21 protein-coding genes are annotated in these 21,995 nt (G+C 67.6%); 6 read left to right on the forward strand and 15 right to left on the reverse strand.

Going from position 1 to position 21,995, the window contains the following annotated elements; translation table 11 throughout:
• Window positions 1-474: 474 nt before the first annotated feature.
• From ACIGKQ_RS16735 to ACIGKQ_RS16745, 3 genes are all read left to right on the forward strand, one after another.
• On the forward strand, window positions 475-1,200 hold the full coding sequence (locus ACIGKQ_RS16735) for a cutinase family protein (protein ID WP_266062793.1): 726 nt from the start codon (window positions 475-477) through the stop codon (window positions 1,198-1,200).
• Between the two features lie 507 nt (window positions 1,201-1,707).
• Window positions 1,708-1,908, forward strand: a complete 201-nt coding sequence (locus ACIGKQ_RS16740) for a dihydrofolate reductase family protein (RefSeq protein WP_287016398.1) — start codon at window positions 1,708-1,710, stop codon at window positions 1,906-1,908.
• Complete coding sequence (locus ACIGKQ_RS16745) at window positions 1,905-2,390, forward strand: polyketide cyclase (protein WP_396574501.1); 486 nt, start codon at window positions 1,905-1,907, stop codon at window positions 2,388-2,390. Before ACIGKQ_RS16740 ends, ACIGKQ_RS16745 begins: the two co-directional genes overlap by 4 nt.
• Window positions 2,391-2,409: 19 nt before the next feature.
• Here ACIGKQ_RS16745 and ACIGKQ_RS16750 read toward each other — a convergent pair whose 3' ends face one another.
• From ACIGKQ_RS16750 to ACIGKQ_RS16810, 13 genes are all read right to left on the reverse strand, one after another.
• A complete protein-coding gene (locus tag ACIGKQ_RS16750) occupies window positions 2,410-3,891 on the reverse strand; it encodes an MFS transporter (RefSeq protein ID WP_396574502.1) in 1,482 nt (493 codons plus the stop codon).
• A 68-nt stretch (window positions 3,892-3,959) separates the two neighbouring features.
• Window positions 3,960-4,502 carry a hypothetical protein gene (locus ACIGKQ_RS16755; RefSeq protein WP_396574503.1) on the reverse strand — a complete coding sequence of 181 codons (543 nt, stop codon included), beginning with the start codon at window positions 4,500-4,502 and terminating at the stop codon, window positions 3,960-3,962.
• Between the two features lie 115 nt (window positions 4,503-4,617).
• Entirely contained in the window at window positions 4,618-4,980 is a 363-nt protein-coding gene (locus tag ACIGKQ_RS16760) for a nuclear transport factor 2 family protein (RefSeq protein WP_266062798.1), read from the reverse strand.
• 82 nt (window positions 4,981-5,062) lie between these two features.
• Window positions 5,063-5,686, reverse strand: a complete 624-nt coding sequence (locus ACIGKQ_RS16765; RefSeq protein ID WP_396574504.1) for a glyoxalase — start codon at window positions 5,684-5,686, stop codon at window positions 5,063-5,065.
• 54 nt (window positions 5,687-5,740) lie between these two features.
• Window positions 5,741-6,436 carry a YoaK family protein gene (locus tag ACIGKQ_RS16770; RefSeq protein WP_396574505.1) on the reverse strand — a complete coding sequence of 232 codons (696 nt, stop codon included), beginning with the start codon at window positions 6,434-6,436 and terminating at the stop codon, window positions 5,741-5,743.
• Window positions 6,433-6,870, reverse strand: a complete 438-nt coding sequence (locus tag ACIGKQ_RS16775; protein ID WP_396574506.1) for a RidA family protein — start codon at window positions 6,868-6,870, stop codon at window positions 6,433-6,435. Before ACIGKQ_RS16775 ends, ACIGKQ_RS16770 begins: the two co-directional genes overlap by 4 nt.
• The gene (locus ACIGKQ_RS16780) at window positions 6,857-8,458 is read right to left on the reverse strand and encodes a gamma-glutamyltransferase family protein (RefSeq protein WP_396574507.1); all 1,602 of its coding nucleotides are present in this window, start codon (window positions 8,456-8,458) and stop codon (window positions 6,857-6,859) included. The genes ACIGKQ_RS16775 and ACIGKQ_RS16780 overlap by 14 nt, the downstream gene beginning before the upstream one ends.
• Window positions 8,455-8,811, reverse strand: coding sequence for a non-heme iron oxygenase ferredoxin subunit (locus ACIGKQ_RS16785; protein ID WP_235721935.1), 357 nt, complete (start codon window positions 8,809-8,811; stop codon window positions 8,455-8,457). Before ACIGKQ_RS16785 ends, ACIGKQ_RS16780 begins: the two co-directional genes overlap by 4 nt.
• Window positions 8,812-8,839: 28 nt before the next feature.
• A complete protein-coding gene (locus tag ACIGKQ_RS16790) occupies window positions 8,840-10,297 on the reverse strand; it encodes an aldehyde dehydrogenase family protein (RefSeq protein ID WP_277615220.1) in 1,458 nt (485 codons plus the stop codon).
• Between the two features lies 1 nt (window position 10,298).
• Window positions 10,299-11,522, reverse strand: coding sequence for an NAD(P)/FAD-dependent oxidoreductase (locus tag ACIGKQ_RS16795; RefSeq protein ID WP_396574508.1), 1,224 nt, complete (start codon window positions 11,520-11,522; stop codon window positions 10,299-10,301).
• Window positions 11,519-11,893 (reverse strand): Rieske (2Fe-2S) protein, encoded by a 375-nt coding sequence (locus ACIGKQ_RS16800; protein WP_396574509.1) that lies wholly within the window; start codon window positions 11,891-11,893, stop codon window positions 11,519-11,521. Before ACIGKQ_RS16800 ends, ACIGKQ_RS16795 begins: the two co-directional genes overlap by 4 nt.
• 71 nt (window positions 11,894-11,964) lie before the next feature.
• A complete protein-coding gene (locus ACIGKQ_RS16805; RefSeq protein WP_266062805.1) occupies window positions 11,965-12,684 on the reverse strand; it encodes a TenA family transcriptional regulator in 720 nt (239 codons plus the stop codon).
• A gap of 183 nt (window positions 12,685-12,867) precedes the next feature.
• Window positions 12,868-13,317: a heme-binding protein gene (locus ACIGKQ_RS16810; RefSeq protein ID WP_396574510.1), complete on the reverse strand. Its 450-nt coding sequence runs from the start codon at window positions 13,315-13,317 to the stop codon at window positions 12,868-12,870.
• A 226-nt stretch (window positions 13,318-13,543) separates the two neighbouring features.
• On the opposite strand from ACIGKQ_RS16810, the gene ACIGKQ_RS16815 reads away from it, so the two are divergent.
• On the forward strand, window positions 13,544-15,208 hold the full coding sequence (locus tag ACIGKQ_RS16815) for a PucR family transcriptional regulator (protein WP_396574511.1): 1,665 nt from the start codon (window positions 13,544-13,546) through the stop codon (window positions 15,206-15,208).
• Between the two features lie 22 nt (window positions 15,209-15,230).
• On the opposite strand, the gene ACIGKQ_RS16820 is transcribed toward ACIGKQ_RS16815, so the two are convergent.
• Window positions 15,231-16,631 carry an MFS transporter gene (locus tag ACIGKQ_RS16820; RefSeq protein ID WP_396574512.1) on the reverse strand — a complete coding sequence of 467 codons (1,401 nt, stop codon included), beginning with the start codon at window positions 16,629-16,631 and terminating at the stop codon, window positions 15,231-15,233.
• A 366-nt stretch (window positions 16,632-16,997) separates the two neighbouring features.
• Here ACIGKQ_RS16820 and ACIGKQ_RS16825 point away from each other — a divergent pair, with 366 nt between their 5' ends.
• Complete coding sequence (locus ACIGKQ_RS16825; protein ID WP_287016386.1) at window positions 16,998-18,596, forward strand: hypothetical protein; 1,599 nt, start codon at window positions 16,998-17,000, stop codon at window positions 18,594-18,596.
• 73 nt (window positions 18,597-18,669) lie between these two features.
• On the opposite strand, the gene ACIGKQ_RS16830 is transcribed toward ACIGKQ_RS16825, so the two are convergent.
• A complete protein-coding gene (locus ACIGKQ_RS16830) occupies window positions 18,670-20,037 on the reverse strand; it encodes a glucose-6-phosphate dehydrogenase (RefSeq protein WP_396574513.1) in 1,368 nt (455 codons plus the stop codon).
• An 87-nt stretch (window positions 20,038-20,124) separates the two neighbouring features.
• On the opposite strand from ACIGKQ_RS16830, the gene ACIGKQ_RS16835 reads away from it, so the two are divergent.
• Window positions 20,125-21,894, forward strand: a complete 1,770-nt coding sequence (locus ACIGKQ_RS16835; protein WP_396574514.1) for a glycoside hydrolase family 15 protein — start codon at window positions 20,125-20,127, stop codon at window positions 21,892-21,894.
• The last annotated feature ends 101 nt before the right edge of the window (window positions 21,895-21,995 follow it).

A 21,995-nucleotide genomic window follows, 5' to 3' on the forward strand; every position in this document is an offset into this window, starting at 1 on the left:
CCCCACACTCTGACTGCGACCACCGACAAGCGTGAGACGTCAACGATGTCCCGACGACACGACGTCAAGCATGTCCCGAGCCCTTACACGTCACATCCGGGAACATCGCCACGACACCGGCCGGCGTTCGATCGCCCTTGTTCAGCCGGTCGGACGGTTCGACCATTCACAAGCCGCAGTTCACGTCGCGTAGCGGTCTCCTAGCAACCCGCCGCTTCAGCACTGCAACCTCGAACTATGACGCGCCGGCCGGGGAGCAGTGCTGGCCTGAGGATTCTGACAAGTTAGTGAGAACCCACAGGTGACAAGATCATGAGAAACCCCAGTTCGCGACTGACAAAGAGGATGAGATCCTACAGACAGTTCGTGTGGCGCCGATTACATTCGACATCACAACGACCCATCCGCCGCTCAGTCCCAGACGAATGGAGCACGTATGGGTCCGTTCTGCTGTCTCACCCGAGGAGTGCGTCTATGACCATCTCAACCTTCGCCCGCCGCGCCGCGGTGTCGATGGCCTGCCTGGCCACGACACTGAGCGGCGGACTTGTGTTCTCGAATGCCCCGGCCGGCGCCGCGTCCTGCGCCGACGTGGAGGTGATCTTCGCGCGCGGCACTATCGAACCGGCGCCGCCGATGGGATTGACCGGGCTGTCGTTCTCCGAGGCGGTGCGCTCGCAGCTGCCCGGCAAGACGGTCAGCAGCTATGGCGTGAACTATCCCGCCAGCGACCAGTTCAACAATCGCCTCGCCATCGCGAACTCGGTGGCCGTGGGCGTGCGGTCGGCGCAGACGCGCATAAAGTATCTTGCCGCCACGTGCCCGGACACGAAGATCGTGCTCGGCGGTTACTCGCAGGGCGCGGCCGTCGCCGGGTTCACCACGGCGACCGGCATCGACGTCCCGAACGAGTACCGCCAGTACCGCAACCAGGTGCCGCCGCCGCTGCCGGCCGACGTCGCCGACAACGTCTCCTCGGTGATCCTGTTCGCGCCGCCGTCGGACCGCTTCCTGCGTGACATCGGCTCGCCGGCCATCCAGGTCGACAGCGAGTACCGGGCCAAGACCAAGACCTATTGCATACCCGGTGACAACATCTGCGACGGGTCGCCGGTCGGCCAGCCCAACGGTCTGCACGTGCTGTACTCGGTCAACGGGATGACCCTCGACGCCGCCAACTATGTGAAGGCGCACCTCTGACCCAACCGAACGAGCCATCGCCGCCCCGCCGACCGACCAGGTCGCCGGGGCGGCGATGATTTACGCGGCGCCGCTCGGTCTGCATCAACATGACCCGAATCATCGCGGACATCTCGATGTCGGTCGACGGCTTCGTGACCGGCCCCGACCCGGGGCCGCAGAACGGGTTGGGCACCGGCGGCGACGCCCTGCACACATGGGCATTCTCCGACGATCCCGAGGATCAGCGCATCCTGCAGACGGCGACCTCGCGCTCGGGTGCGGTGGTGATGGGCCGGAATCTGTTCGATGTGGTCGACGGACCGGGCGGCTGGGACGACACCGTCGGCTACGGCGCGACCGAAGCCGCCACCCCACCATTCGTCGTGGTGACCAGCACACCCGACCGACATCCGCCTCACCCACCTCGACTGGACGTTCGTCACCACCGGACCATCCGACGCCATCGCCGTCGCACGCGATCGAGCACAGACCTCCGCTACCGGCGACGATCTCGATGTGGTGCTCATGGGTGGCGGCGCGCTCATCGGGTCGGTCCTGGCGGCAGGGCTGGTCGACGTGCTGTCGTTGCATCTCGCGCCGGTGGTGCTGGGGTCCGGGACACCACTGTTCACCTCTGCGCCGTGCGGCCTGGAACAGCGGAGCGTGATCGCGACGTCGACGGCCACCCATCTCACCTACGACGTCACCCCAACCGGCGCCAGGTGACCGCGACGCCCACCGACGACACGACCAGCGCCACGCTCGTTGTTGCGGCGGCGGTCGACCGTGTTTTCGCGGTGCTGTGCGACCCCGGGACGCATGCCGCCATCGACGGCACCGGCTGGGTGCAGGCATCCGTCGATCGTTCTCCCCTCGACCACGCGGGACAGGTGTTCCGGATGTCGATGTTTCACCACAATCACCCCGACGGCGCCTACCAGGTGGCCAATCAGCTGCGGGAGTTCGACCCGCCGCGCACCATCGCGTGGACTCCCGGCACCGAGAACGGTGACGGCACGCTGGAGTTCGGCGGCTGGATCTGGCGCTACGATCTCGCCGTCATCGGGCCGCACCGCACCGCAGTGACACTCACCTACGACTGGTCGGCGGTACCCGACCGGATCCGGGAGTACCTGCAGTTCCCGCCGTTCGGGCCGGACCATCTGGCCAACTCGCTACGGCATCTCGCCGAGCTGGCCGTCCGCTGACCACCACTGCCGAGCGTGATCACCGGACCGAGCTGCGGTCCGATTCGGGTTGCTGGCACCCGTGATTGACCGCGGGTTGCACATGCGGGGTGAACCCGGCGGCGGTGCGGATACTGATGGCCGCGATCAGGCCGCCCAGTGCGCAGCACCCGGCAGCGATCAACATCGCGGTCGAAAAGCCCGGGCCGAGCGGCGCGCCCGGGCCGGCATCGAGCCCGGCGACCACCGGGAGCACGGCCACGGCCAGCAAACCGGCGACCCGCGCCACGGCGTTGTTGACACCGGACGCGGTGCCGGCCCGGCCGGGCTCCACCGCACCGAGCGCCACCGCGGTCAGCGGCGCGACGGTCACCGTCATGCCGAGCCCGAACAAGATCACCGCGGGCAACACCGCACTCACATAGCCGGCTCCGGGGACGATGCGCGCCATCAACGCCAACCCGACCGCGGCGATGCACGGTCCCACCGTCATCGGCAGCCGCGGACCGGTGACCTGGGCCAACTTGCCCGACCACGGCGAACCGAACAGCATGATGACCGTGGCCGGAACCGTCGCCACGCCGGCCTCGAGCGCCGAATAGCCCAGGCTCTGCTGCAGCTGCAACGCCAGCAGGAACAGCGCACCCCCGAGCGCTGCGTAGACCATGAGGGTGGTGAGGTTGGCACCGGCGAACTGCCAGGATCGAAACAGTCCCAGTGGCAGCAACGGCGACTGCGCACGCTGTTCGATGGCAACGAAGGCGATCAGCGCGGCTGCGCCGAGGACTGCCGAGCCGATGATGAGCGGCCCCCACCCACGCGTCGGGCCTTCGATCAGGGCATAGATCACGCCGGACAAACCCAGCGTCACCGCCACTGCCCCACCGATGTCGAGGCGACCGACCATCCGCGCGTCGCGCGACTCGGCGACATGTCGCAGCGCGATCGCCATCGCGCCGAGAGCGAGCGGAACGCTGAGGAAGAACACCCACCGCCAAGATGCGGTATCCACCAGCCATCCACCTACGAACGGACCCAGCGCGCTTGTCGCACCGGACATCCCCGCCCACAGTCCGATGGCGCGACCGCGATCGGACTCGGAGATCTCGGCGTCGATCAGGGCGAGGCTGCCCGGCACCACCGCAGCCGCGCCGAGGCCCTGCAGGATGCGGGCGGCGATCAGCACCCCTTCGGTGGGGGCCAGGCCACAGGCCATCGATGCGATCGCGAAAACACCGAGCCCGAGCACGAAGACGCGGCGACGACCGTATCGATCACCGGCCACACCACCCGCCAGCAGCAACGCGCTCAGTGTCAGCAGGTAGCCGTCGAGCACCCACTGCTGTCCGGTGAGCCCGGTGTCGAGGTCACGGGCGACGGCGGGTAGCGCCACATTGACCACGGTGCTGTCCAGGAATGCGACACCCGAACCGAGCACGGCTGCCCCGATCAGCCATCGGCCCTCTGGAGATGACGCAGCGACACCGGAGAGTGTCGCCCGGACGGGCTCGGACGCGGTCATGATCTGCCCACGTCGGCGAGTCTACGTCGCGACATCCCGGTAGGAGTGGGTGTCACCGACGCGGAGCACTAGGCCGATGACCCGTAATCCAGGCCGTCACCCAGCACGAATGCACCGGTCAGACCGTAGAGGTCCGGGTCCAGGTTGCAGACGCTCATCACGGCATACAGTCCGTCGGGGATGTCCTCGAAGGTGCCGGTGACGACGCCGTCACCATTGGCGAACCGCCCCAGGTGGGTGGCGGTGATCGCGTCGGCATCGCGCAGCGCCGCCAGGAGGGCGACCACGTTCACCGATTGCCCCTGCACCAAGGCAATGATGTCGGGACCGATGATCGGCGCCGCCTTGACCGCGTCGATCACCGCCGAGGTGCAGAAGCCCGGAGCCAGTCGGCTGATGCGCGGGACGTCGGTGACCGTGTAGCTGATGGTTCGACCGCTCACATCAATGGAGTAGCCGACGCCGTCGGCGAGGCCCACCACTGGCGTCGTGCCTGGTCGGAGTGGTTGAGCGTGGGCGACGGCGGTGCCTGAGAAGGCCAGGGTGAACACGGCCACCACCGCGAGTGCACTGCGCACGAGGACGTTACGGACGAGGACATTGCGACGCATCGAGACTCCTGGGTCAGATGTTTCCCCCTGTAGCCGCACCGTAGTGGTGCCACTCCAGACGCGAGGCGTTTTCGCGAGAATCGGGACGACCGACCCAGTTGCGGCCATACCCGGGCTATGCCTGCACCGTCGCCACCCAGTACTCGACGAACCGGCCGTCACGTGCACGCAGGATGTCGTTGCCCAGGAAGCGGTGTCGCTGACCGTCGCGCATCCCCGCCCCGATCCACCGGGCGGCGACGTACACGCCGTCGGTCACCGGGGGCACCTCGATGGTGAACTCGATCGCGGTGAACATCTCCTTGGACTCGGCGACGACCGCGGCGAGTTCGGTCGGGCCGTGTACATCGTGGCCCGGCCAGTGCCCGACGAAGCCCGCCGACACCAGGCCGTGGGCGATCTCGGCGAGGTCGTCGGCGTCGGACGGGCCGTTCCACAATTGGTCGATCCAGCGGCGATAGAGATCGGGAAGTGCCATGTGCTGCTCCTGGGCTGTTCGCTCCCAGGTTACGCCGACGGCCCGCACCAACAGAAGGTCGACGATCGGGGATGGGCGAATGTCAGCCCGCGACGTCGGCATGCACCTGCCAGACGAAACCATCGGGATCGGTGAACGCGCCTGCATCACTGGTGATCTGGAGACGGTGGGCGCCACTACCGGCGGGATCGACACCGGCGTCCTTGGCGGCTGCCTTGCGCCCGTAGAGGGCGAGGGTGATGGCGTCGGCGCCGCCGGCGAACTCGACATACTTGCGGCCGAAACTCTTCGCAACGGTCAGCCCGTGGTCGACATAGAACTTCTTGCTCGCAGCGACGTCGGCGGCACCGATGAGCAGCACGATGTCGTCGATCTGTCGCGCGGGCGCGCCGGTCTCCTTCTTGCTCGAGGAGGCGACCTTCCACAACGCCCCGTCGGGTGCGGCCACCACACCGCCGTAGCCCCAGAACGACTTCTTGGCTGGCTTGATCACGGTGGCTCCGGCGTCGATCGCGGGGCCGATGAGGGAGTCGACCACGGCAGGATCGGGCACCACCAGCGACAGCACATAGCCGCGGAAGCCGCTGGAAGGACTGTCGGAGGTGCGGAATCGGAGGCGGTCGACGATGCCGAAGGCGTTGTCGTAGAACGCTTTCGCGGCGGCAGTGTCGGGAACGTCGAGGGTGAGTGTGTCGATGGATGTCATAGGCGATGACGCTAGGCCGCCCGAGGGCACCTCGGCTTCTCAATTCCTGACCGATCAGTGCTGCGATCGGACATGCCCGACGACGGTGGCGCTCACCCCCACGCCGGCGGCGACGACGAAGACCGGCCACAGTGGCCCGATCGTCAGCAGGAACGCCCCGACCAGAGCACCGAGAAAGATGGCGCCGATCGCCAGCAGACGCCGGTTCGCCAACGTGCGCCAGCCCGGTCGCGACCAGAATTCGATGGCCCACACGGTGATCGTCGATGTGACGACGACGGTGGTCATCTCGGCCACCCCCACCTTGCGCGCCACAGCGGCCTGCACACCCATCGCGGCCGCGGTCAACACCGCCGCGGTGATCTGCGTTGTCTCCGTCAGCGTTACGACACCGACGACCACCGCACTGGCCGCGACCATTGCATACGACGCCAACAGCATCACGGTGACCCGGGTGCTCCATCCGCTCCCATGCCCGCGCAAGACGAGTCCGCCCAGGCCGGCGCCGACGACGAACGCGACCAACGCGAGTACGGGCCCCAATACGGGCAGGCCGTCCGCACCGGCGGCGCCCATGCCGAGAATCACGACGTTGCCGGTCATGTTGCCGACGAACACCTTGTCGAGCCCGAGGTAACCGCCGGCGTCGACGATGCCGGTGACAAAGGTCAGCGCCACCATCAGCCCCAGGTGCAGCGACGCGTCGTCGCGGCGCCTCACCGGCTCGGTCGCGCTCACGGTGGTCGTCATCGGGTGACCGCCTCGACGATCAGCGCGACCTCGACCGGAGCAGCGTCGGGCAAGGCGTACACCCCGACGGCGCTGCGTGCCGGGAGGCCTGGCCGATCTGGATGCGCGGCCAGCACATCGGAGGCCCCGTCGGCGACGGCCGACAGGCGGGTGAAGTCTGCGGCACAGGCGATGTAGACGGTCATCTCCGCGCAACGGAGGTGTTCGTGTGGCTCGAGCATGGTGCTCGCCGCGGCGAGCGCATTGGTGACCGCGAGCGCGGCCGCGTCCCGTGCCCGGTCCAGGTCCACCCGGTCACCGACGCGGCCCACCACGACGAGTTCACCAGAGCGGCGCGGGGTCATCCCGGCGGTGCGGATCGTGTTTCCCGAGCGGGTCGCCGGGATGTAGTTTCCGCGTGGAACCGGTACCGCGACAGTCTCATTCGAGACCAAGAGCCACACCTTCCTGTCGAGGGTCACTGCCGCCGAGCAGGAACCCGCCGGGGTCGACCGTGATCACCTGGGCACTGCCGCCGATGGCGCCGGCCGGATGCACCCGTACGTCGTGGCCGCGCTCGGCCAGCGCCGCGCGCGTGCCCTCGGGCATCGTGTCCTCGACACGCAGCCGCGGCTGCGCCCCGACAACGTCCGCATCCGAGCCGGGGAAGACCGTGAACCGCGGCGCCGCCACCGCTTCCTGCGGGTCGAGACCGTGGTCGAGCAGATGCGAGAGCACCTGCATATTCCACTGCACCTGCCCGTCGCCGCCGGGGGTATTGCCCACCGACACCAGGCCGCCGTCGTCGTCCGTGGCCACCCAGGCGTTGAGCGTGTGCAACGGTTTGCGCCGCGGGGCCACTTCGTTGGGGTGCCCGTCGATGAGATAGGCCCCTCGACCGAGCCGGTTGTTCAGCACGATGCCGGTACCCGGCACACTGAATTTCGCCCCGAAGGTGAACGCAAGTGAGTGGATGAAGCTCACCGACCGTCCCTCGTCGTCCACCACGACCAGAGAGGTGGTGTCGCCGCCGGTCACTGCGAACTCGCGCTCGGTGACCGGGTCGTCGGCGAGCTGCATCCGTTGCTCGGCCAGGCGGGCCGGGTCAAGGATCTGCGCGATACCGCCGTTGTCACTGCCGCACAGAGCGAATCGGTCTTCGAATGCGACCCGCGCGGCATGCACCATCCGGTCGACCGCCTCGACACTGAGCCACGGCACCATACCGAGGTCGTCGCCGAGCAACGCGGCCTGGTGCAACACCATCCACCCCGCCGACGGCGACGGCGTCTGATGAATGACGGTTCCCGCGTAGCGCAGGGTGATCGCATCCTCGGGCTCGACATCCCCACCGGCGCACCACTCGTCGCCGGAAAATGGGGCGCCCGCAGCGACCAGGGCGTCGACGCAGCGCTGCGCCAGGTCGCCGGTGTACATCGACTGCGGATCGTCGGCCAGCGAGCGGATCGTCTGGGCCAACTCGGGTTGCGGACGCCGCTGCCCGACGATCGGTACCCGCCCGTCGTCGGTGAACACCGCACGGGTCAGCGGATCGGCACCGATGGCGTCGATCGCGTCGGCGACATCATCGCGGGTCTTCGCCGAACACGGGATGCCCCGCTCGGCGATTCGAGCCGGCCCCGCCCACAACTCCGGCAGCGGCCGCGACGCCCCACCCGCATGCAGGGCGGCCAGGGCGGCCGGCGCACCCGGCACGGCCACGGCCAACGCACCGTCGAGCGGGATGGCCTCGAGACCCTGCGCGCGATAGAACTCCGGAGTGCCGCCGTCGGGTCCGTAGCCGCTGCCGTTGACCGTCCACACCCGGCCGTCGGGTTCGCGCACCACGGCGAACGCGTCACCACCGATGCCGCACTGCCCCGGCAGGGTCAGCCAGGTGGTCACCGCCGCGGCGAGGGCCGCGTCGATGGCATTGCCGCCCGAGGCCAGCACCTCCAACCCGGCCGCGCTGGCGAGCGGATGGCTGGTGGCCACCATGCCGCGCGTCGCGATGGTCGGTGGTCTGCCCTGCCCGTCGATCATGCCTGCCGGGCCTTGCGACGTCGCGGTCCCTCCGGGGGTTCGGCGGGGTCGATACCGACGAAGATCTCGCCGTCGCGTTCTTCGCACGGGTAGGTCTTGATGGGCTCGGTCGCCGGCGGGCAGATCGGCTCACCCGTCGCCAGATCGAAAGCACTGCCGTGGCAAGAGCATCCGATGCCGTCCTGCACCAGTTTGCCCGACGAGAGCAGGCAATCCAGATGCGAGCAGTAGTTCGAGGTGGCATACGCCGTGCCGTCGAGGCGTGAGATGGCGAACTCGTAGTCGTCGGCGTAGAACCGGCGGACGATTCCCTCGGGCACCTGACCCGATCGGGCGACTCTTCTGAAATCCATGGTGATACTCCGTGTCGTGCCGTCGGCGTCAGCCGGCCGGGGTCAGGTAGATGGTCTTCTCGGCCTGATAGAACTGCATCATCGAAGATCCGGCCTGCTCTTTGAAGGTCTGCGTGCTCGACGCCTTGTAGCCGCCGAACGGGGCGTTCATCGCCATCCCGGTGGTCGGTTGGTTCACCTTGACCAGTCCGGTCTTCGACGCCGCGGCGAACGCCATCGCCCGGCCGAGGTCGGCAGTGATGACCGCGGCACTCATGCCGAAGCGGGTGTCGTTGGCGATGCGCAGGGCGTCGTCGACGTCCCGCGCCCGCTGAAAGGCGAGGACGGGCCCGAAGATCTCCTCGCGCACGATCCGCATGTCCGGGGTGGTGTCGGTGAACACCACTGGGGCGGCGAAGTAGCCGTCGGACTCCGGGACCGGGATGTCGACATCATGTCGCAGTGCGCCTTCGGCGACACCGATCGACACGTACTCGCGGTATTTGGCCAGCTGCGCCGCGCTGGCAAGTGGACCCATCGTGGCGCCGTCGTCGATGCCGGGTCCGAGGCGTAGCGCCGAGGCCTTCGCCACCACCGCTTTCACCAGGGCGTCGTGGATCTCGTCGACCACCACCACCCGGCTCGTTCCGGTGCACGCCTGCCCGGACAGGCCGAAGGCACCCTTCACGATGGTGGTCGCGGCGAAGTCGAGGTCGGCGTCGCCGAGCACCACGGTCGGGTTCTTGCCACCCATCTCCAGCTGTACCCGGCGTTGCGGTCCGACGCCGGCGTGAATCGCCGCGCCCACGTCCGTGGAACCGGTGAAGGTCACAGCGGTCACCCGGTCGTCGGCGGCGACGGCCGCTCCGGCGCCACCGCCGCCCTGAACCAGCGCGATCGCCGTCGGCGGTAATCCGCCGGCCAGTAATGCCTCCACCAGACGCTGTCCCATCAGCGGGGTGACCTCGGATGGTTTGAACAGCACCACATTTCCGGCCGCGAGTGCCGGACCCAGCTTGCGGGACGGGATGTTGAGGGGAAAGTTCCACGGGGTGATGGCGCCGACGATGCCCACGGGTTCGCGCACGGTGTACACCATGGTCTGTCCCGCCGCCGGGTAGGTCGAGCCACCCGATCGCAACGCCTCGGCGGCGTAGAAGCGCAGGTTCATCGGGGTGCGGCTGACCTCGGTGGTCGCTTCGGCCCGCGATTTGCCTTCTTCACGAATCAGTTCGGTGATCAACTGGTCTGCTCGGGCCTCGAGGGCATCCGCAGCGCGTTCGAGGATGCGGGCGCGTCGTTCCGGCGGCGTCGCGGCCCACTCGGGTGCGGCCTTCTCCAGGGCGTCGACCGCGGCCGCCACATCCTGTGCGGTCGAGTCCGGAAAGACGCCCAGCACTTCCGTCGGGTGGGCGGGGTCGACGCTGCGGAACGTGGCGCCCGATGCCGAGGGCACCCATTGGCCGTCAACCAGATTCGATCCGGTCGTGATCTCGATGTTCGTCATGTCAGCTCACCATCTCCTCACCGAGTTCCCAGAGGTCGACGTCGTCGTCGGTCAGCGCGGCGGCATCGACGCTGCGGCCGATGAGTTCCCGCGCGGCCATAATGTCCTCGCCGCGGTCGACGGCGAACGCGCCACTGAGTTGCCCGCCGGTGAGGTAGAACGCGGTGAACTCGTGGTCGGCCATGTCGCCGCGCACCACCACGTCGTCGGCGGTGGCGGTGTTGCCGGCGAACTGCAGGTTGCGGTCGTACTGATCCGACCACAACCAGTGCGGTCCGTCCTCGACAACCGGGTCGCCCAGGATGGCGCGGGCCACCGCGGCGGCCTGCCGGTTGGCGTTGTCGAAATGTTCGACTCGCACGTGCCGGCCGGCGGCATCGGAGAAGCGGGCCGCCACATCGCCGGCCGCATAGACGCCCGGCGCATCGGTGCGGCCGACTGCGTCGACGAGGATGCCGTTGCCCACGGCCAGCCCGGCATCGACGGCGATTTCGACATTCGGTTCGATCCCGACGCCGACGATCACGTCGTCGACGTCGAGCACGGTGCCGTCGGTCAACGTCAGGCGCACCCCGTCCGCTCCGACGGCGACGTCGGAGACACCCACGCCACAGTGGAATCGCACACCGTTGCTGCGGTGGAGGTCGGCACAGTAGCGCGCCATCTGCGGGCCGAGGCGTCGCTCCAGGATGGTCTGCTCCTGTTCGACAACGGTCACCTGTGCTCCGAGACCGGTGGCGGTGGCCGCGATCTCGAGGCCGATGAAGCCACCTCCGACAACCGCGATCCGACTGCCGGCCCCCAGTGTTGTACGCAGGCGCTCCGCGTCGTCGACGGTGCGCAGATGATGGATGTGTGGCGAGTCGGCGATCCCGGCGAGCCGCCGGGGTCGGCCACCGGTGGCCAGCACGATGGCATCGGCACTCATCGACGAACCATCGGCGAGAGTCAGCGTCCGCCCGCCGGCGTCGAGACTCGTGACCCGTGCGCTGGTGCGGATGTCGATGTCGTTGTTCGCCAGCCACTTCGGCGCCAGCAGTGCCAGCGGTTCGAGTGCGCCGTCGCCGGTGAGGAACTCCTTGGACAGCGGCGGTCGCTGATACGGCAGATGTCGCTCGTCACCGAGAATGGTGATCGAACCGTCGAACCCGCGTCGGCGCAGGGTGCGGGCGAGAACCGCGGCCACCTGTCCGCCGCCGACGACGGTCACACTCTGAATCGTCATGAGATCTTCCTCTGGTCGCCGGGGGCCGCAGCGCGCGCAGCCAGGTTCACATAGATGGTGTCGCCGTCGAGACGTACGTCGTAGGTTGGTTGGCAGAGATCCTGGTCGGCTTCGTAACCGGTCTCCAGGTCGAATTGCCATTGGTGGCCGGGACAGATCACCCGGCCGTGCAGGATGGTGCCCTTGACCAGCGAACGGTCCTGGTGCACACACAGATCGGCGAAGGCGTAGATGCGATCGCCGGCAGCGAAGAGGGCGATCGCGGTGTCGTCGATCTCGACGCGGAGTTTGCGTCGCCGACCCAGTTCCTTGATGGTGGCCGCTGGCCGCCACGTGTCGCCACCGGACGGCGCAATGGGTTCGCTGGCCATGTCACTCACTTTCGTCAAATCGCCGTACCCGTGGGAGACACCGCAGGCGACGTCTCCCACGGATGATCGGGTCACACTGCGGCCAGCTCCAGGTCGTCGGCGACGTAGGTGTCGTAGAGACCCTTGGTGTAGGAGAACCGCATCTCCGCACCCCACTGCACCAGCTTTAGGCAACGCTGCTGCAGCGCAGGCGTATCGGCGCAGTCGAGCACGATCTGGTAGCCACGCTCGCCGTGCACCACATCGGAGGTGATGTGCAGATCGAAGAACTCGATCTCGTCCTCGGTGAAGCCGTATACCTCACGCAGCGGGATGATCTGCTTTTTGTAGATGCTGGGCACCTGCGATTCGAGTCCCACCACCAGCGCGGCGGTGGCGACCACGAAGTGTTCACGCTGGGACACCGCGTAGCACCACGACTGCAGGCCGCGGGTGATCGCATTCATGTTGTCGGGGTTCTCGATTCGCTCCTTGGTGGTGCCACAGGCCTCACCGAACTTGATGAGCAGATCGGTGTGCCGGATGTCGGCGAGCTCTTCCTCGTACATGTTCTGCAAGGTGAAATCCTTGGCATCGGTGAACTCGTCGGGGGTGTTGGCGTAGATGTTGGCGAGGTAATCGGCGAACGGGCCCACGTAGTGGAAGTGGTTCTCCGCCCACCGCGCGAAGTGCTTCTTCTCGAGTTTGCCCTCGGCCCAGGCCTTGCTGAACGAGGCGTTCTTCGCCTCGCGGCCCTTGATGGCGTCTTCGAGAGCGGCGCGGAACTCATCGCGCCCGAGCAGAGTCGTCATGGGTATTCCCTTCATGGACTGGTGGCCGGGGATCGGCCGAGATCTCGCAACGCTGCGAGTAGGACTGTCGAAAACCGAAATGAACCAGGCTGTTTCGACCAACTTCAGGCTAGGTACGTCGGCGCGAGCGCTCCACGGTCACAATGACCCGACGATGAGCCCGAAGGTGGCCAGAGTGCACGGTCAGTGCGCTGCCGCAGCCACGACGGCGTCGAATTCGGCGAGCATCGCAGCACCGACAGCCTTGTCCTGTTCACCGTTGCCGCCGCTGATCCCGACGCCGCCGACGATCTGCCCGTCGACCACCAGCGGGAACCCACCGACGAAGGTGGCGAACTTGCCGGGCAGCATGTGGCTGATGCCGAAGGCCTCGTTGCCCGGCAGGGCCGGACCGTTGGGCGGCTCGTTGAACAGGTGGGTGGCGCGTTCGTGGCCGGCCGCGGTGAACGCCTTGGCGATCGAGATCTCCACACCGGTGAGCCGCGCCCCCGGAAGTCGGTGCAGCGCGATCACATTGCCGCCGTCGTCGCACACGCAGAGGGTTTGCCGGACGCCGATCTCCTCGGCTTTGGCGCGGCCGGCCGCGAGGACCGGGAGCGCGTCGTCGAGGGTGATCCGCAAGATTCGATGCATGGCTGTCGTCTTTCCTGTGAGGCTTCTCGGGAGGATTGCCGCCGGAATGGCGTACTCGACATGTAACCGGACAGAGCCACGAAGCGTGAGGGTCACAGTGACCTGAGGGTCGTGGTCTTATAGGCCAATCTGCACATAGAGCGGTGCGAAGTGCCCTGGTAATCCACAATAGGACTGACACCGAACGAGGACCAGTGCCGAACGCAGGACGACAGGAAGCAGGCCGATGGAACCGCATCCCCGATTGACTCTCGCCGGCCTCCTCGACGAACCGTTGATGGAGGGCGCCCGTGTGGTGGCGGGCACTGCCGCCACCGACACCCCGGTGACCTGGGCGCTACCGTTCACCGAGGTCATGAGCCGCTACGACGATCTCACCGCAACCGTCGTCTATACCCGGCCGGAGTCGCTGGCCGCCAAGCCGTCGAGTCTCGGCTCCCTGTTGGCGCGCGGCGCCCCGGCGGTCATCGTCGACGGGCCGCTGCCGTCCACGATGACCGCCGACTCGTTTCCCACCGGCCTCGTCGTGTTGGAGATGGGATTTCCCATCGGCTTCGGGCCGCTGAACCGACTGCTCGCCGAACGTGCCCTCACCCAGGAGGTGCACGTGATGCGCTATGCGACCCATGTTCATCAGTCGCTTGCCGGCATGCTCCATCGGGGCGCCGGGATGCCGCTGCTGTTGCGCGAGGTGTCGGCGTTGTCGCACTCTCCCGCGGTTGCCCTCGACTCGCACTGCGTACCCGTCGCCGACCACGCCATCCCGGCAGACTGCGCCGAGGCGGTGCTCGCCGCGGTACGCACGACACTCCTCGAGCGTGGAGACGCTCCCGACAACCACCACACCGCTGTCGTTGCCGACCTCACGGCCGACGGTGTGCGGTGGACATGTACGGCCAGTCCGATCCTGCTCGGCAAGTACTTCGAGGGGTGGGTGGCGATCCTGCGCCGTGGCGAACGCCCCGGGGAACATGACCTCGCTCAGCACGCCGTGGTGGCCGAGCAGGCCACCGCGATCATCGGCTCGGAGATGTTGCGTCAACGCAGCGTCGAGGAAGCCGAGGAACGTGCGCGGGGCGATTTCGTGCAGGCGCTGGTGCACGGCGGGTTCGCCTCCGACCTCGAGATGCGCACGCGCGCCGGCTATCACGACATCGACCTGGACGCGACGTTTGCGGTGTTCATCACCCGCGACGACAGTCGCGCACCGGACTCCGACGAGAATCCCCGCGGCAGCAGCCGGTTGCTGCGTCTGGCGCGGTTTGCGGCCAGCCTGCTGCCCCACCGCGACGTGCGGTCATATGTGACCGTGCTCGGCGACGTGCTCGTGGTGGTGCGGACCGTCCGGTCCACGGCACCTTCAGAGGTGGACATCGAGGTGGCCGATTACGCCCAAGCCATGGCCGAGGAACTGACCGCCCGCGGTCACGACGTGCGATCCCCGGTCGCCTACGGCGCCGTCGCCGTCGGCGCATCGCAGATCCGCGACAGTTATCGCGAGGCCCGTGTGGCCCTGGGAATCGCCTCGCGGATGCACCTGCAGGGTGCGGTCGCGTATCGCGATCTGCGGTCCTACGGCGTGCTCGAGCAGATCGCCGACACCGACCGGAGCCGCCAACTCGTGGCCGACGTGCTCGGCCCCATCCGGCTCGGCACGGAACTGCATGCCACGCTGCTCGCCTACCTGGAGCAGGGTGGCAACGTGAATGCCGCTGCGCGCGTGCTGAACATGCACCGCAACACCATGCTGTCCAAGCTCGACCGGATATCCCGGACCATCGGACTCGACATCCGGGAGCCGGAGAATCAGTTCACCGTGTGGCTGGCCGTTCGGCTCGAACTGCTCGACAATCTCGGCGTCTCGGTGGCCCGAGAGGTCAACTTCGTCTAGCTGACCGCGACCGTTCCTGCGGTCAGCGGGCCGCCGGCTCCAGGTGATCGTCCGGGGCGGGCGCATGCGGGGTGGGGGTGCGACCGAGGAACGAGGCGGCGAAGCCACCGGCGGCGATCGCGGCGGTGACCGCGAACAGGACGGCGTGACCACCGTGGGCCAAGGCGACGGCCACCCACGCCGCACCGAGCGCGGACCCGCCGAATCGCATCAGATTGAACAGGCCCAGCCCGGTGCCGCGTGCCCCGGCGGCCGAGCGTGTCGAACCTGCGGCCGCAGGCGTCTGCACCAACGCGATCCCCGCTCCACCGACTATGAGAACTGATACCAGCCAGATGAATCCGGCGTCGGCGACGATGACCACCCCCAGCGCGATCTGCGAGGCACACAACACCACCAGTCCGGTGCGCAGCACCCGGCGCGCGCCGAGACGGTCGGAGATGGTGCCGACGATCGGTGCAAGGATCGCCATCGTCGCCGGCAGCGCGAACAGCAGTGCCCCGGCGACGCTGGTGCTACCGCCGTCACCCACCACATAGAGCGGGATGACCAGCAGCGTCGCACCCAACGCGAACATCTGCGCGAAGGCGGTCAGCGCGCTCCGCACGAACCGCGGTTCGACGATGTCGCCGACATCGAGGAAGGGCACGGGCACGCGGCGACAATGCACCACGCACGCCGTCAGCAGCACCGCCGCCCCCAGCGCCAGCACGCCGGAAATCCACAGTGGCACACCGCCGGACCCCACCAATGTGACCGCCAGGATCAGCAGCGCCGAACCGAGGGTCAAGGTGGCGGCGCCGAACTTGTCCAACCGCATCACCCGCGCCGGATATCGGGGCACGCTGCGTAGCGTCAGTATCAGTCCGATCAACGCGCACGGGATCAGCGGGACGAACACCCAACGCCACCCCCAGGCGTCGGCCATCAGCCCACCCAGCGATGGCCCCACGGCCTGGCCGATGCCGTTCACACTGGCCCATGCCCCCACCGCGCGCGCCCGACGTCGCGGACCGAAGAGCCAGGCGATCAGTCCCATCACCGCCGGCGCGAACACCGCCGCCGCGAGCCCCCCGAGTGCGCGCCAGGCAATCAGCACCTCCAGCGTCGGCGCGGTGGCCGCACCGGCCGAACACACCGCCGTGCCCACCAGGGCCGCGCAGTACACGCGTCGTCGGCCATACCGGTCGGCGATGTAGCCGGCCAGCGGCATGGTGGCGGCGAAGGTCAGCAGGAACCCGACGACGACGAGCACTCCACGTCCCAACGGTGCGTCGAAGTCGTCGAGGATGTCGGTGAGCGGGACGTTGACGACGTTGTTGCTGACCGTGCCGACGAGCGTGCCGGTGAGCAACGCGGCAAGGGCCAGTGGGGTACCTGCATCGTCTCCGCGCGCCCGCTCGTCGTCACGGCGCTCCACCATCTGCACTCCTACCGTTCATCGCGATCCGCCCGCGACCAACCGCCGTGGGTACCGAGAATTTTTCCATCCGAATGGAGCGGTCGGCACCTCGCGCGCATGTCAGAGTGCACACGATGCCACGTCCGATGAGGACAACCTGCACAGCCGACTGGTCAGCATCACCAGGATCTGCGACCTGACGAAACACTGAGGTATCCGACGATTTACCGGCGTGACACAACCGATCGTGAGACTGTCGTTCGACGGCATCGTGCACAGCGAACACCGACCGGAGGTGTGCATCGTATCGATTGACCGCCGATGACGGCGGGAGGAGGGTCTTCACCAGCACAGCCCCTTTCGTTCATCTCCCGCTAAGGATTCAACGTGCAGCCCATCAATCTGACCGCCGCCCACTGGATTTACCTGGCCGGCATACTCGTCATCATCGCGACGATGGTGATGCGCAAGAACATCGTCGTCCCTGCCGTGATCGCCACATTCCTCACGGCGTTCGCCTTCTCCAACAGCATCGTCACCGCGATCGCGTCGATCTTCAACGCGAGCCTCGTCGCGGCCAAGGAACTGTTCAACATCTTCCTCATCATCGCGATGGTGACCGCGATGCTCGGCGCACTGCGCCAGATGGGCGCCGATCGACTGATGATCGCCCCGTTCCGGCACGTGATGCGCGGTGCCACAGCAAGTTTCATCGTTCTTCTGGTGGTCACCTATCTCATCTCGCTGTTCTTCTGGCCGACGCCCGCGGTGCCCCTGGTGGGCGCGGTGTTGATTCCGGTCGCGATTCGGGCGGGTCTGTCACCGATCTCGGTCGGCATGGTGGTGGCAATCGCCGGACAGGGGATGGCACTGTCGTCGGACTATGTGATGAAGGTTGCCCCGGGCATCTCCGCGACCGCCGCCGGTGTGGACACCGACGCCGTCGCCGACAAGGCACTCGTCCTGTCGCTGGTGGTGGGGTTCGTCGCCGTGGTGATCACCTGGGTGATGCAGCGTCGCACGTGGCGCGCACCGTCGGCGGAGTTGCTGCGCGAATGGGAAGCCGAGGCCGACCGCGGGGCCGCCGATGTGGAGGCCGAACTCGAGGTCGCCGAGACCGACGGGTCGGCGGGGCGTTCCGGTACGGGGGCCGGCGGCTCGGTCGCGGCCGGAACCGGCAACAGCGGCGGTGGATCAGATGCCGGCAGCGGTTCGGGTTCGGCGGGTACCGCCGTGATCGACCGCCCGGAGCCGAACGATCCGGGAGCCGAACCTCGGGCAACGCGTACCGCCAAATTGTTCGCGGTGCTCGTTCCGTTGGCCTACCTGGCCTTCATCGTCTTCCTGATCCTCGGTAAGGCCGGCGTCGTCCCCGCGCTCGAAGGCGGTGAGGCAGCCGCGATGGTCGGCGGGATCGCTGCCCTGATGCTGTTCGCCGTCTGTGCGGCGCACGAACCGCGCAACTTCCTGGAGACGACCGCCGATCACCTGGTCGACGGCCTGGTGTTCGCGTTCAAGGCGATGGGCATCGTGTTGCCGATCGCAGGCTTCTTCCTTATCGGCAACTCCGACTTCTCCAGCCAGATCCTGGGGCTGCCCGAGGACGTGACCGGCCCGGCCTTCCTCTTCGACCTGGTCAGCTCCGCCCAGTCGCACCTGCCGAACATCCCGATCCTCACCGGACTCGGCGTCCTGCTGGTCGGCATCGTCGCCGGTCTCGACGGCTCGGGTTTCTCGGGTCTGCCACTGACCGGTGCGTTGGCAGGCGCGCTGGCACCCGGCGTCGACATGGACCCGGCCACGCTGGCCGCGATCGGCCAGATGGGCAACATCTGGTCCGGTGGCGGCACGCTGGTGGCGTGGTCCTCGCTGGTGGCGGTCGCGGGATTCGCCCGGGTGCCGGTACTCACGTTGGCGCGCAAGTGCTTCGTCCCGGTGGTCTCGGGTCTGGTGATCTCCACCATCGTGGCGGTCTACCTGCTGTAGCGCCATATCGTGTTCACCCGGACCCCGCTCGTGCGCACAGTCGGTGCGCCGGACGGGGTTCGGTGCTTTCAGGTCACACCGAAGGCCATCCCTCCGGCCCCGCCGAACCGGCGGGGTATTCCTCGAGCGGTACGCGATCGGCCTGCCAGGCGTCGATGATGGGACCGACGATGCGCCAGCACTGTTCGGCCGCGTCGCCCCGGACGGCGAGAGTGGCATCGCCGTCGAGGATGCCCGAGAGCACCTCGGCATAGGCGCGGATGGAGCCCTCGCCCAGATCCGCACCGAGCTCGGTGGCCGCCAGATCGAACGGGTCGGTGCCGTCATGTACGTTGAGCCGCAACGACATCGCGTCGGGACCGAAAGTCAGGCGGAGCACATTGGGTGCCACGTCCCCGCTGAACTGCTCCGGTAGGTGCCGGACCGGTCGGAAATGGAGCGCGATCTCCTTCACCGCCGGTTCGAGCGCCTTTCCCGACCGTAAGGTGAACGGGACCCCTGCCCAGCGGGCGGTGTTCACCTCGAAGGTCGCCTCCGCCAACGTCTCGGTGGCCCGGGTCGGGTCGACGCCATCCTCGTCCACATAGGACGGAAGGTGTTTGCCGTCGACCTGACCCGAGGTGTAGCGCGCGCGGCGCGATGATCGGACGGGGTCGCCGCCCATGACACGGGTGGCGCGCAGCGCAGCTCCCGTCGCGTCTCGCAGATCGCGTTCGTTCAACGACGCCGGCGGGTCCATCGCGACCACTGCCAGCAGTTCCAGCAGGTGACTCTGCATCATGTCGGTCAGAGCGCCGGCTTTGTCGTAATAGCCTGCGCGGCCTTCGAGTCCGAGGGTCTCGTCGTAGCGGATGACCACCGACTCGATGTGCTCGGCCGACCACACCGGTTCGAACACACGGTTGGCGAATCGGATGCCGAACAGGTCGAGCAGGATGGATTGGCCGAGGAAGTGATCGACGCGGAACACCTGGTTCTCCGGCACGAGCCGGGCGAGTTTGGCATTGAAATCCCTTGCACTGTCGTCATCGGTGCCGAACGGTTTCTCCAGGGCGAGCATCAGGCCGTCGGGGAGATCGTCGAGTTCGGCCATGGCGTCACACGACTGCTGTGCCACCGACGGCGGCACCGCGAAGTACAGCACCGAACGTCCGTCGCCCGCCTGATCGAGAACTTTCCGCATACCGTCGGACGTGCCGACATCGGCCTGGAGGAATGTGGTTCGGTCGGCGACCTGCCGGGCCGCCGGTGCCACGTCATCGCCGAACGCACCGGACACCCGTTCTCGCCACTCGTCGTCGGACACGTCGCGCCGGCCCACTCCCACCAACCGCACCGAGCGGTCGGGTTCGAGGGCGAGGAGTTGGGCGAGGGCCGGTAGCAGCAGGCGTGAGGTCAGGTCCCCCATCGCACCGAAGATGAACAACGTCGTGGTCGCCATACCCGACGGTAACCCTCCAGCGGATTCGGGCGCGCGGATCTCGTCGCCTTGCCGCACGAATCGTCACCGATGAGGACAATCGAGATCATGGGTGCACGCATCGAGGATTACGCAATGGTGGGCGATTGCCGGACTGCCGCGCTGATCTCCGCGGACGGCAGCATCGACTGGCTGTGCGTCCCCCGATTCGACTCGGCGTCGATCTTCGCCGCCCTGCTCGGCTCGGTGGAGCACGGCCAGTGGCGATTGGCTCCCCGTGATCCCGACGCCCGGATGACCCGGCGCTACGACGACGACACGCTGATCCTGGTCACGCGGTGGGTGACGTCCACCGGCACCGCCGAGGTCCACGAGTTCATGCCGGTCGACGGCGGCCGGGTCGACCTGGTCCGCCGGGTCGTCGGACTGTCGGGATACGTCGATTTCGAAACCGAGTTGCGGATGCGGTTCGACTACGCGAAGTCGATTCCGTGGGTACTGCAGGTCGGCGACACCATGGGGCCGGCCCTGCGCGGGATCGCCGGTCCCGACGCGTGCGTCGTCCGCGGTGTCGCGCTGCATGCCGACGGCGACGTTCATCGCGGGTTCTTCACGGTCGAGCCCGACGTCACCGTGGATCTCACGCTGACCTGGTATCACTCGCACCGCGAGGAACCGGGACCGTTGCCTGTCGACGACGCGCTGGCCCGCACCCGCGACTGGTGGACCACCTGGGCGAGTCGGATCGACCACAGCGGGCCGTATCACGACCAGGTGATCCGATCGCTGATCACCTTGCGCGCCTTGAGCAATCTGGATACTGGCGGGATCGTCGCGGCGGCCACCACATCACTTCCCGAGCAGTTCGGCGGCGCCCGCAACTGGGACTACCGCTACGTATGGCTGCGTGATGCGTCGCTGACGCTGGAGGCGCTGGTGAATCACGGCTTCCTGCATGTGGCCGAGCACTGGCGGATGTGGCTGATGCGTGCCATCGCCGGCGACACCGAGGACATCCAGATCATGTACGGCATTGCGGGCGAACGGGATCTACTCGAACGCGAGCTGCCGCAGCTGCCCGGCTATGAGAACTCGGCGCCCGTGCGCATCGGCAACGGTGCGGTCGATCAGTATCAGGGCGATGTGATCGGCGAGGTGATGGTGGGCCTCGACGACGCACGCGCCGCCGGCCTGGCGGAGACGCCGCTGTCGTGGTCGCTGCAGAAGGCATTGCTCGAACAGGTGGAGGCCAAACTCGAGTGGCTCGACAACGGAATCTGGGAGATGCGTGGTGAGCCAAGGATGTTCACCCAGTCCCGGGTGATGAAGTGGGCCGCGTTCGACCGGGGTGTCCGCGCGGTGGAGCGTTACGGGCTCGACGGTTCGGTCGATCACTGGCGCGAGCTGCGAGACCGGCTCCGTCACGAGATCGACACCGAATGCGTCGATCCCGCCTCCGGTCGGTTCGTGCAGTACGCGGGTACCGACGAGGTCGACGCCTCGTTGCTCCTGCTGCCGCAAGTCGGTTTCTGTGCGCCGGATGATCCGCGGATGGTGGCGACCGTGGAGCACATCGAACGCACGCTGCTCCGTGGTGGCCTGGTGCTGCGCTACCGCACAAGCACAGGCGTGGACGGCCTGGCCGGCGACGAGCATCCCTTCCTGGCCTGCACTTTCTGGCTGGTCACCCAATATGCCCGCAGCGGGCGCCACGACGACGCCACCGCACTGATGAAGTCCGCGCTGGCCACCGCCAACGACGTCGGCCTGTTCTCCGAGGAGTACAACGTCGACGAACAGCGCCAAGCGGGCAACACCCCGCAGGCGTTGTCGCATCTCGCGTTCGTGCGGGCGGCAGACGCGCTCGGGGAACGGTAGCCGGAACACACCGCGACGCGGCATACCCCGGTCGCACGTGTAGCCGACAACCCGAACGGGTAGGCCTCTGAGACTGCCCAATCGGCCGCAGCGCCGGACGA

Source organism: Gordonia sp. NPDC062954 (genome assembly GCF_044543825.1).
GTDB lineage: Bacteria > Actinomycetota > Actinomycetes > Mycobacteriales > Mycobacteriaceae > Gordonia > Gordonia tangerina.

Bases quoted from the DNA above. Each gene is read 5' to 3' on its own strand.
- ACIGKQ_RS16760 (WP_266062798.1), bottom strand. From the start codon at position 4,980: ATGGCACTTCCCGATCTCTATCGCCGCTGGATCGACCAATTGTGGAAC.
- ACIGKQ_RS16835 (WP_396574514.1), top strand. From the start codon at position 20,125: ATGGGTGCACGCATCGAGGATTACGCAATGGTGGGCGATTGCCGGACT.
- ACIGKQ_RS16755 (WP_396574503.1), bottom strand. From the start codon at position 4,502: ATGCGTCGCAATGTCCTCGTCCGTAACGTCCTCGTGCGCAGTGCACTC.
- ACIGKQ_RS16830 (WP_396574513.1), bottom strand. From the start codon at position 20,037: ATGGCGACCACGACGTTGTTCATCTTCGGTGCGATGGGGGACCTGACC.
- ACIGKQ_RS16815 (WP_396574511.1), top strand. From the start codon at position 13,544: ATGGAACCGCATCCCCGATTGACTCTCGCCGGCCTCCTCGACGAACCG.
- ACIGKQ_RS16785 (WP_235721935.1), bottom strand. From the start codon at position 8,811: ATGGATTTCAGAAGAGTCGCCCGATCGGGTCAGGTGCCCGAGGGAATC.
- ACIGKQ_RS16750 (WP_396574502.1), bottom strand. From the start codon at position 3,891: ATGACCGCGTCCGAGCCCGTCCGGGCGACACTCTCCGGTGTCGCTGCG.
- ACIGKQ_RS16740 (WP_287016398.1), top strand. From the start codon at position 1,708: ATGGGTGGCGGCGCGCTCATCGGGTCGGTCCTGGCGGCAGGGCTGGTC.
- ACIGKQ_RS16790 (WP_277615220.1), bottom strand. From the start codon at position 10,297: ATGACGAACATCGAGATCACGACCGGATCGAATCTGGTTGACGGCCAA.
- ACIGKQ_RS16765 (WP_396574504.1), bottom strand. From the start codon at position 5,686: ATGACATCCATCGACACACTCACCCTCGACGTTCCCGACACTGCCGCC.
- ACIGKQ_RS16795 (WP_396574508.1), bottom strand. From the start codon at position 11,522: ATGACGATTCAGAGTGTGACCGTCGTCGGCGGCGGACAGGTGGCCGCG.
- ACIGKQ_RS16810 (WP_396574510.1), bottom strand. From the start codon at position 13,317: ATGCATCGAATCTTGCGGATCACCCTCGACGACGCGCTCCCGGTCCTC.
- ACIGKQ_RS16805 (WP_266062805.1), bottom strand. From the start codon at position 12,684: ATGACGACTCTGCTCGGGCGCGATGAGTTCCGCGCCGCTCTCGAAGAC.
- ACIGKQ_RS16735 (WP_266062793.1), top strand. From the start codon at position 475: ATGACCATCTCAACCTTCGCCCGCCGCGCCGCGGTGTCGATGGCCTGC.
- ACIGKQ_RS16800 (WP_396574509.1), bottom strand. From the start codon at position 11,893: ATGGCCAGCGAACCCATTGCGCCGTCCGGTGGCGACACGTGGCGGCCA.
- ACIGKQ_RS16770 (WP_396574505.1), bottom strand. From the start codon at position 6,436: ATGACGACCACCGTGAGCGCGACCGAGCCGGTGAGGCGCCGCGACGAC.
- ACIGKQ_RS16780 (WP_396574507.1), bottom strand. From the start codon at position 8,458: ATGATCGACGGGCAGGGCAGACCACCGACCATCGCGACGCGCGGCATG.
- ACIGKQ_RS16820 (WP_396574512.1), bottom strand. From the start codon at position 16,631: ATGGTGGAGCGCCGTGACGACGAGCGGGCGCGCGGAGACGATGCAGGT.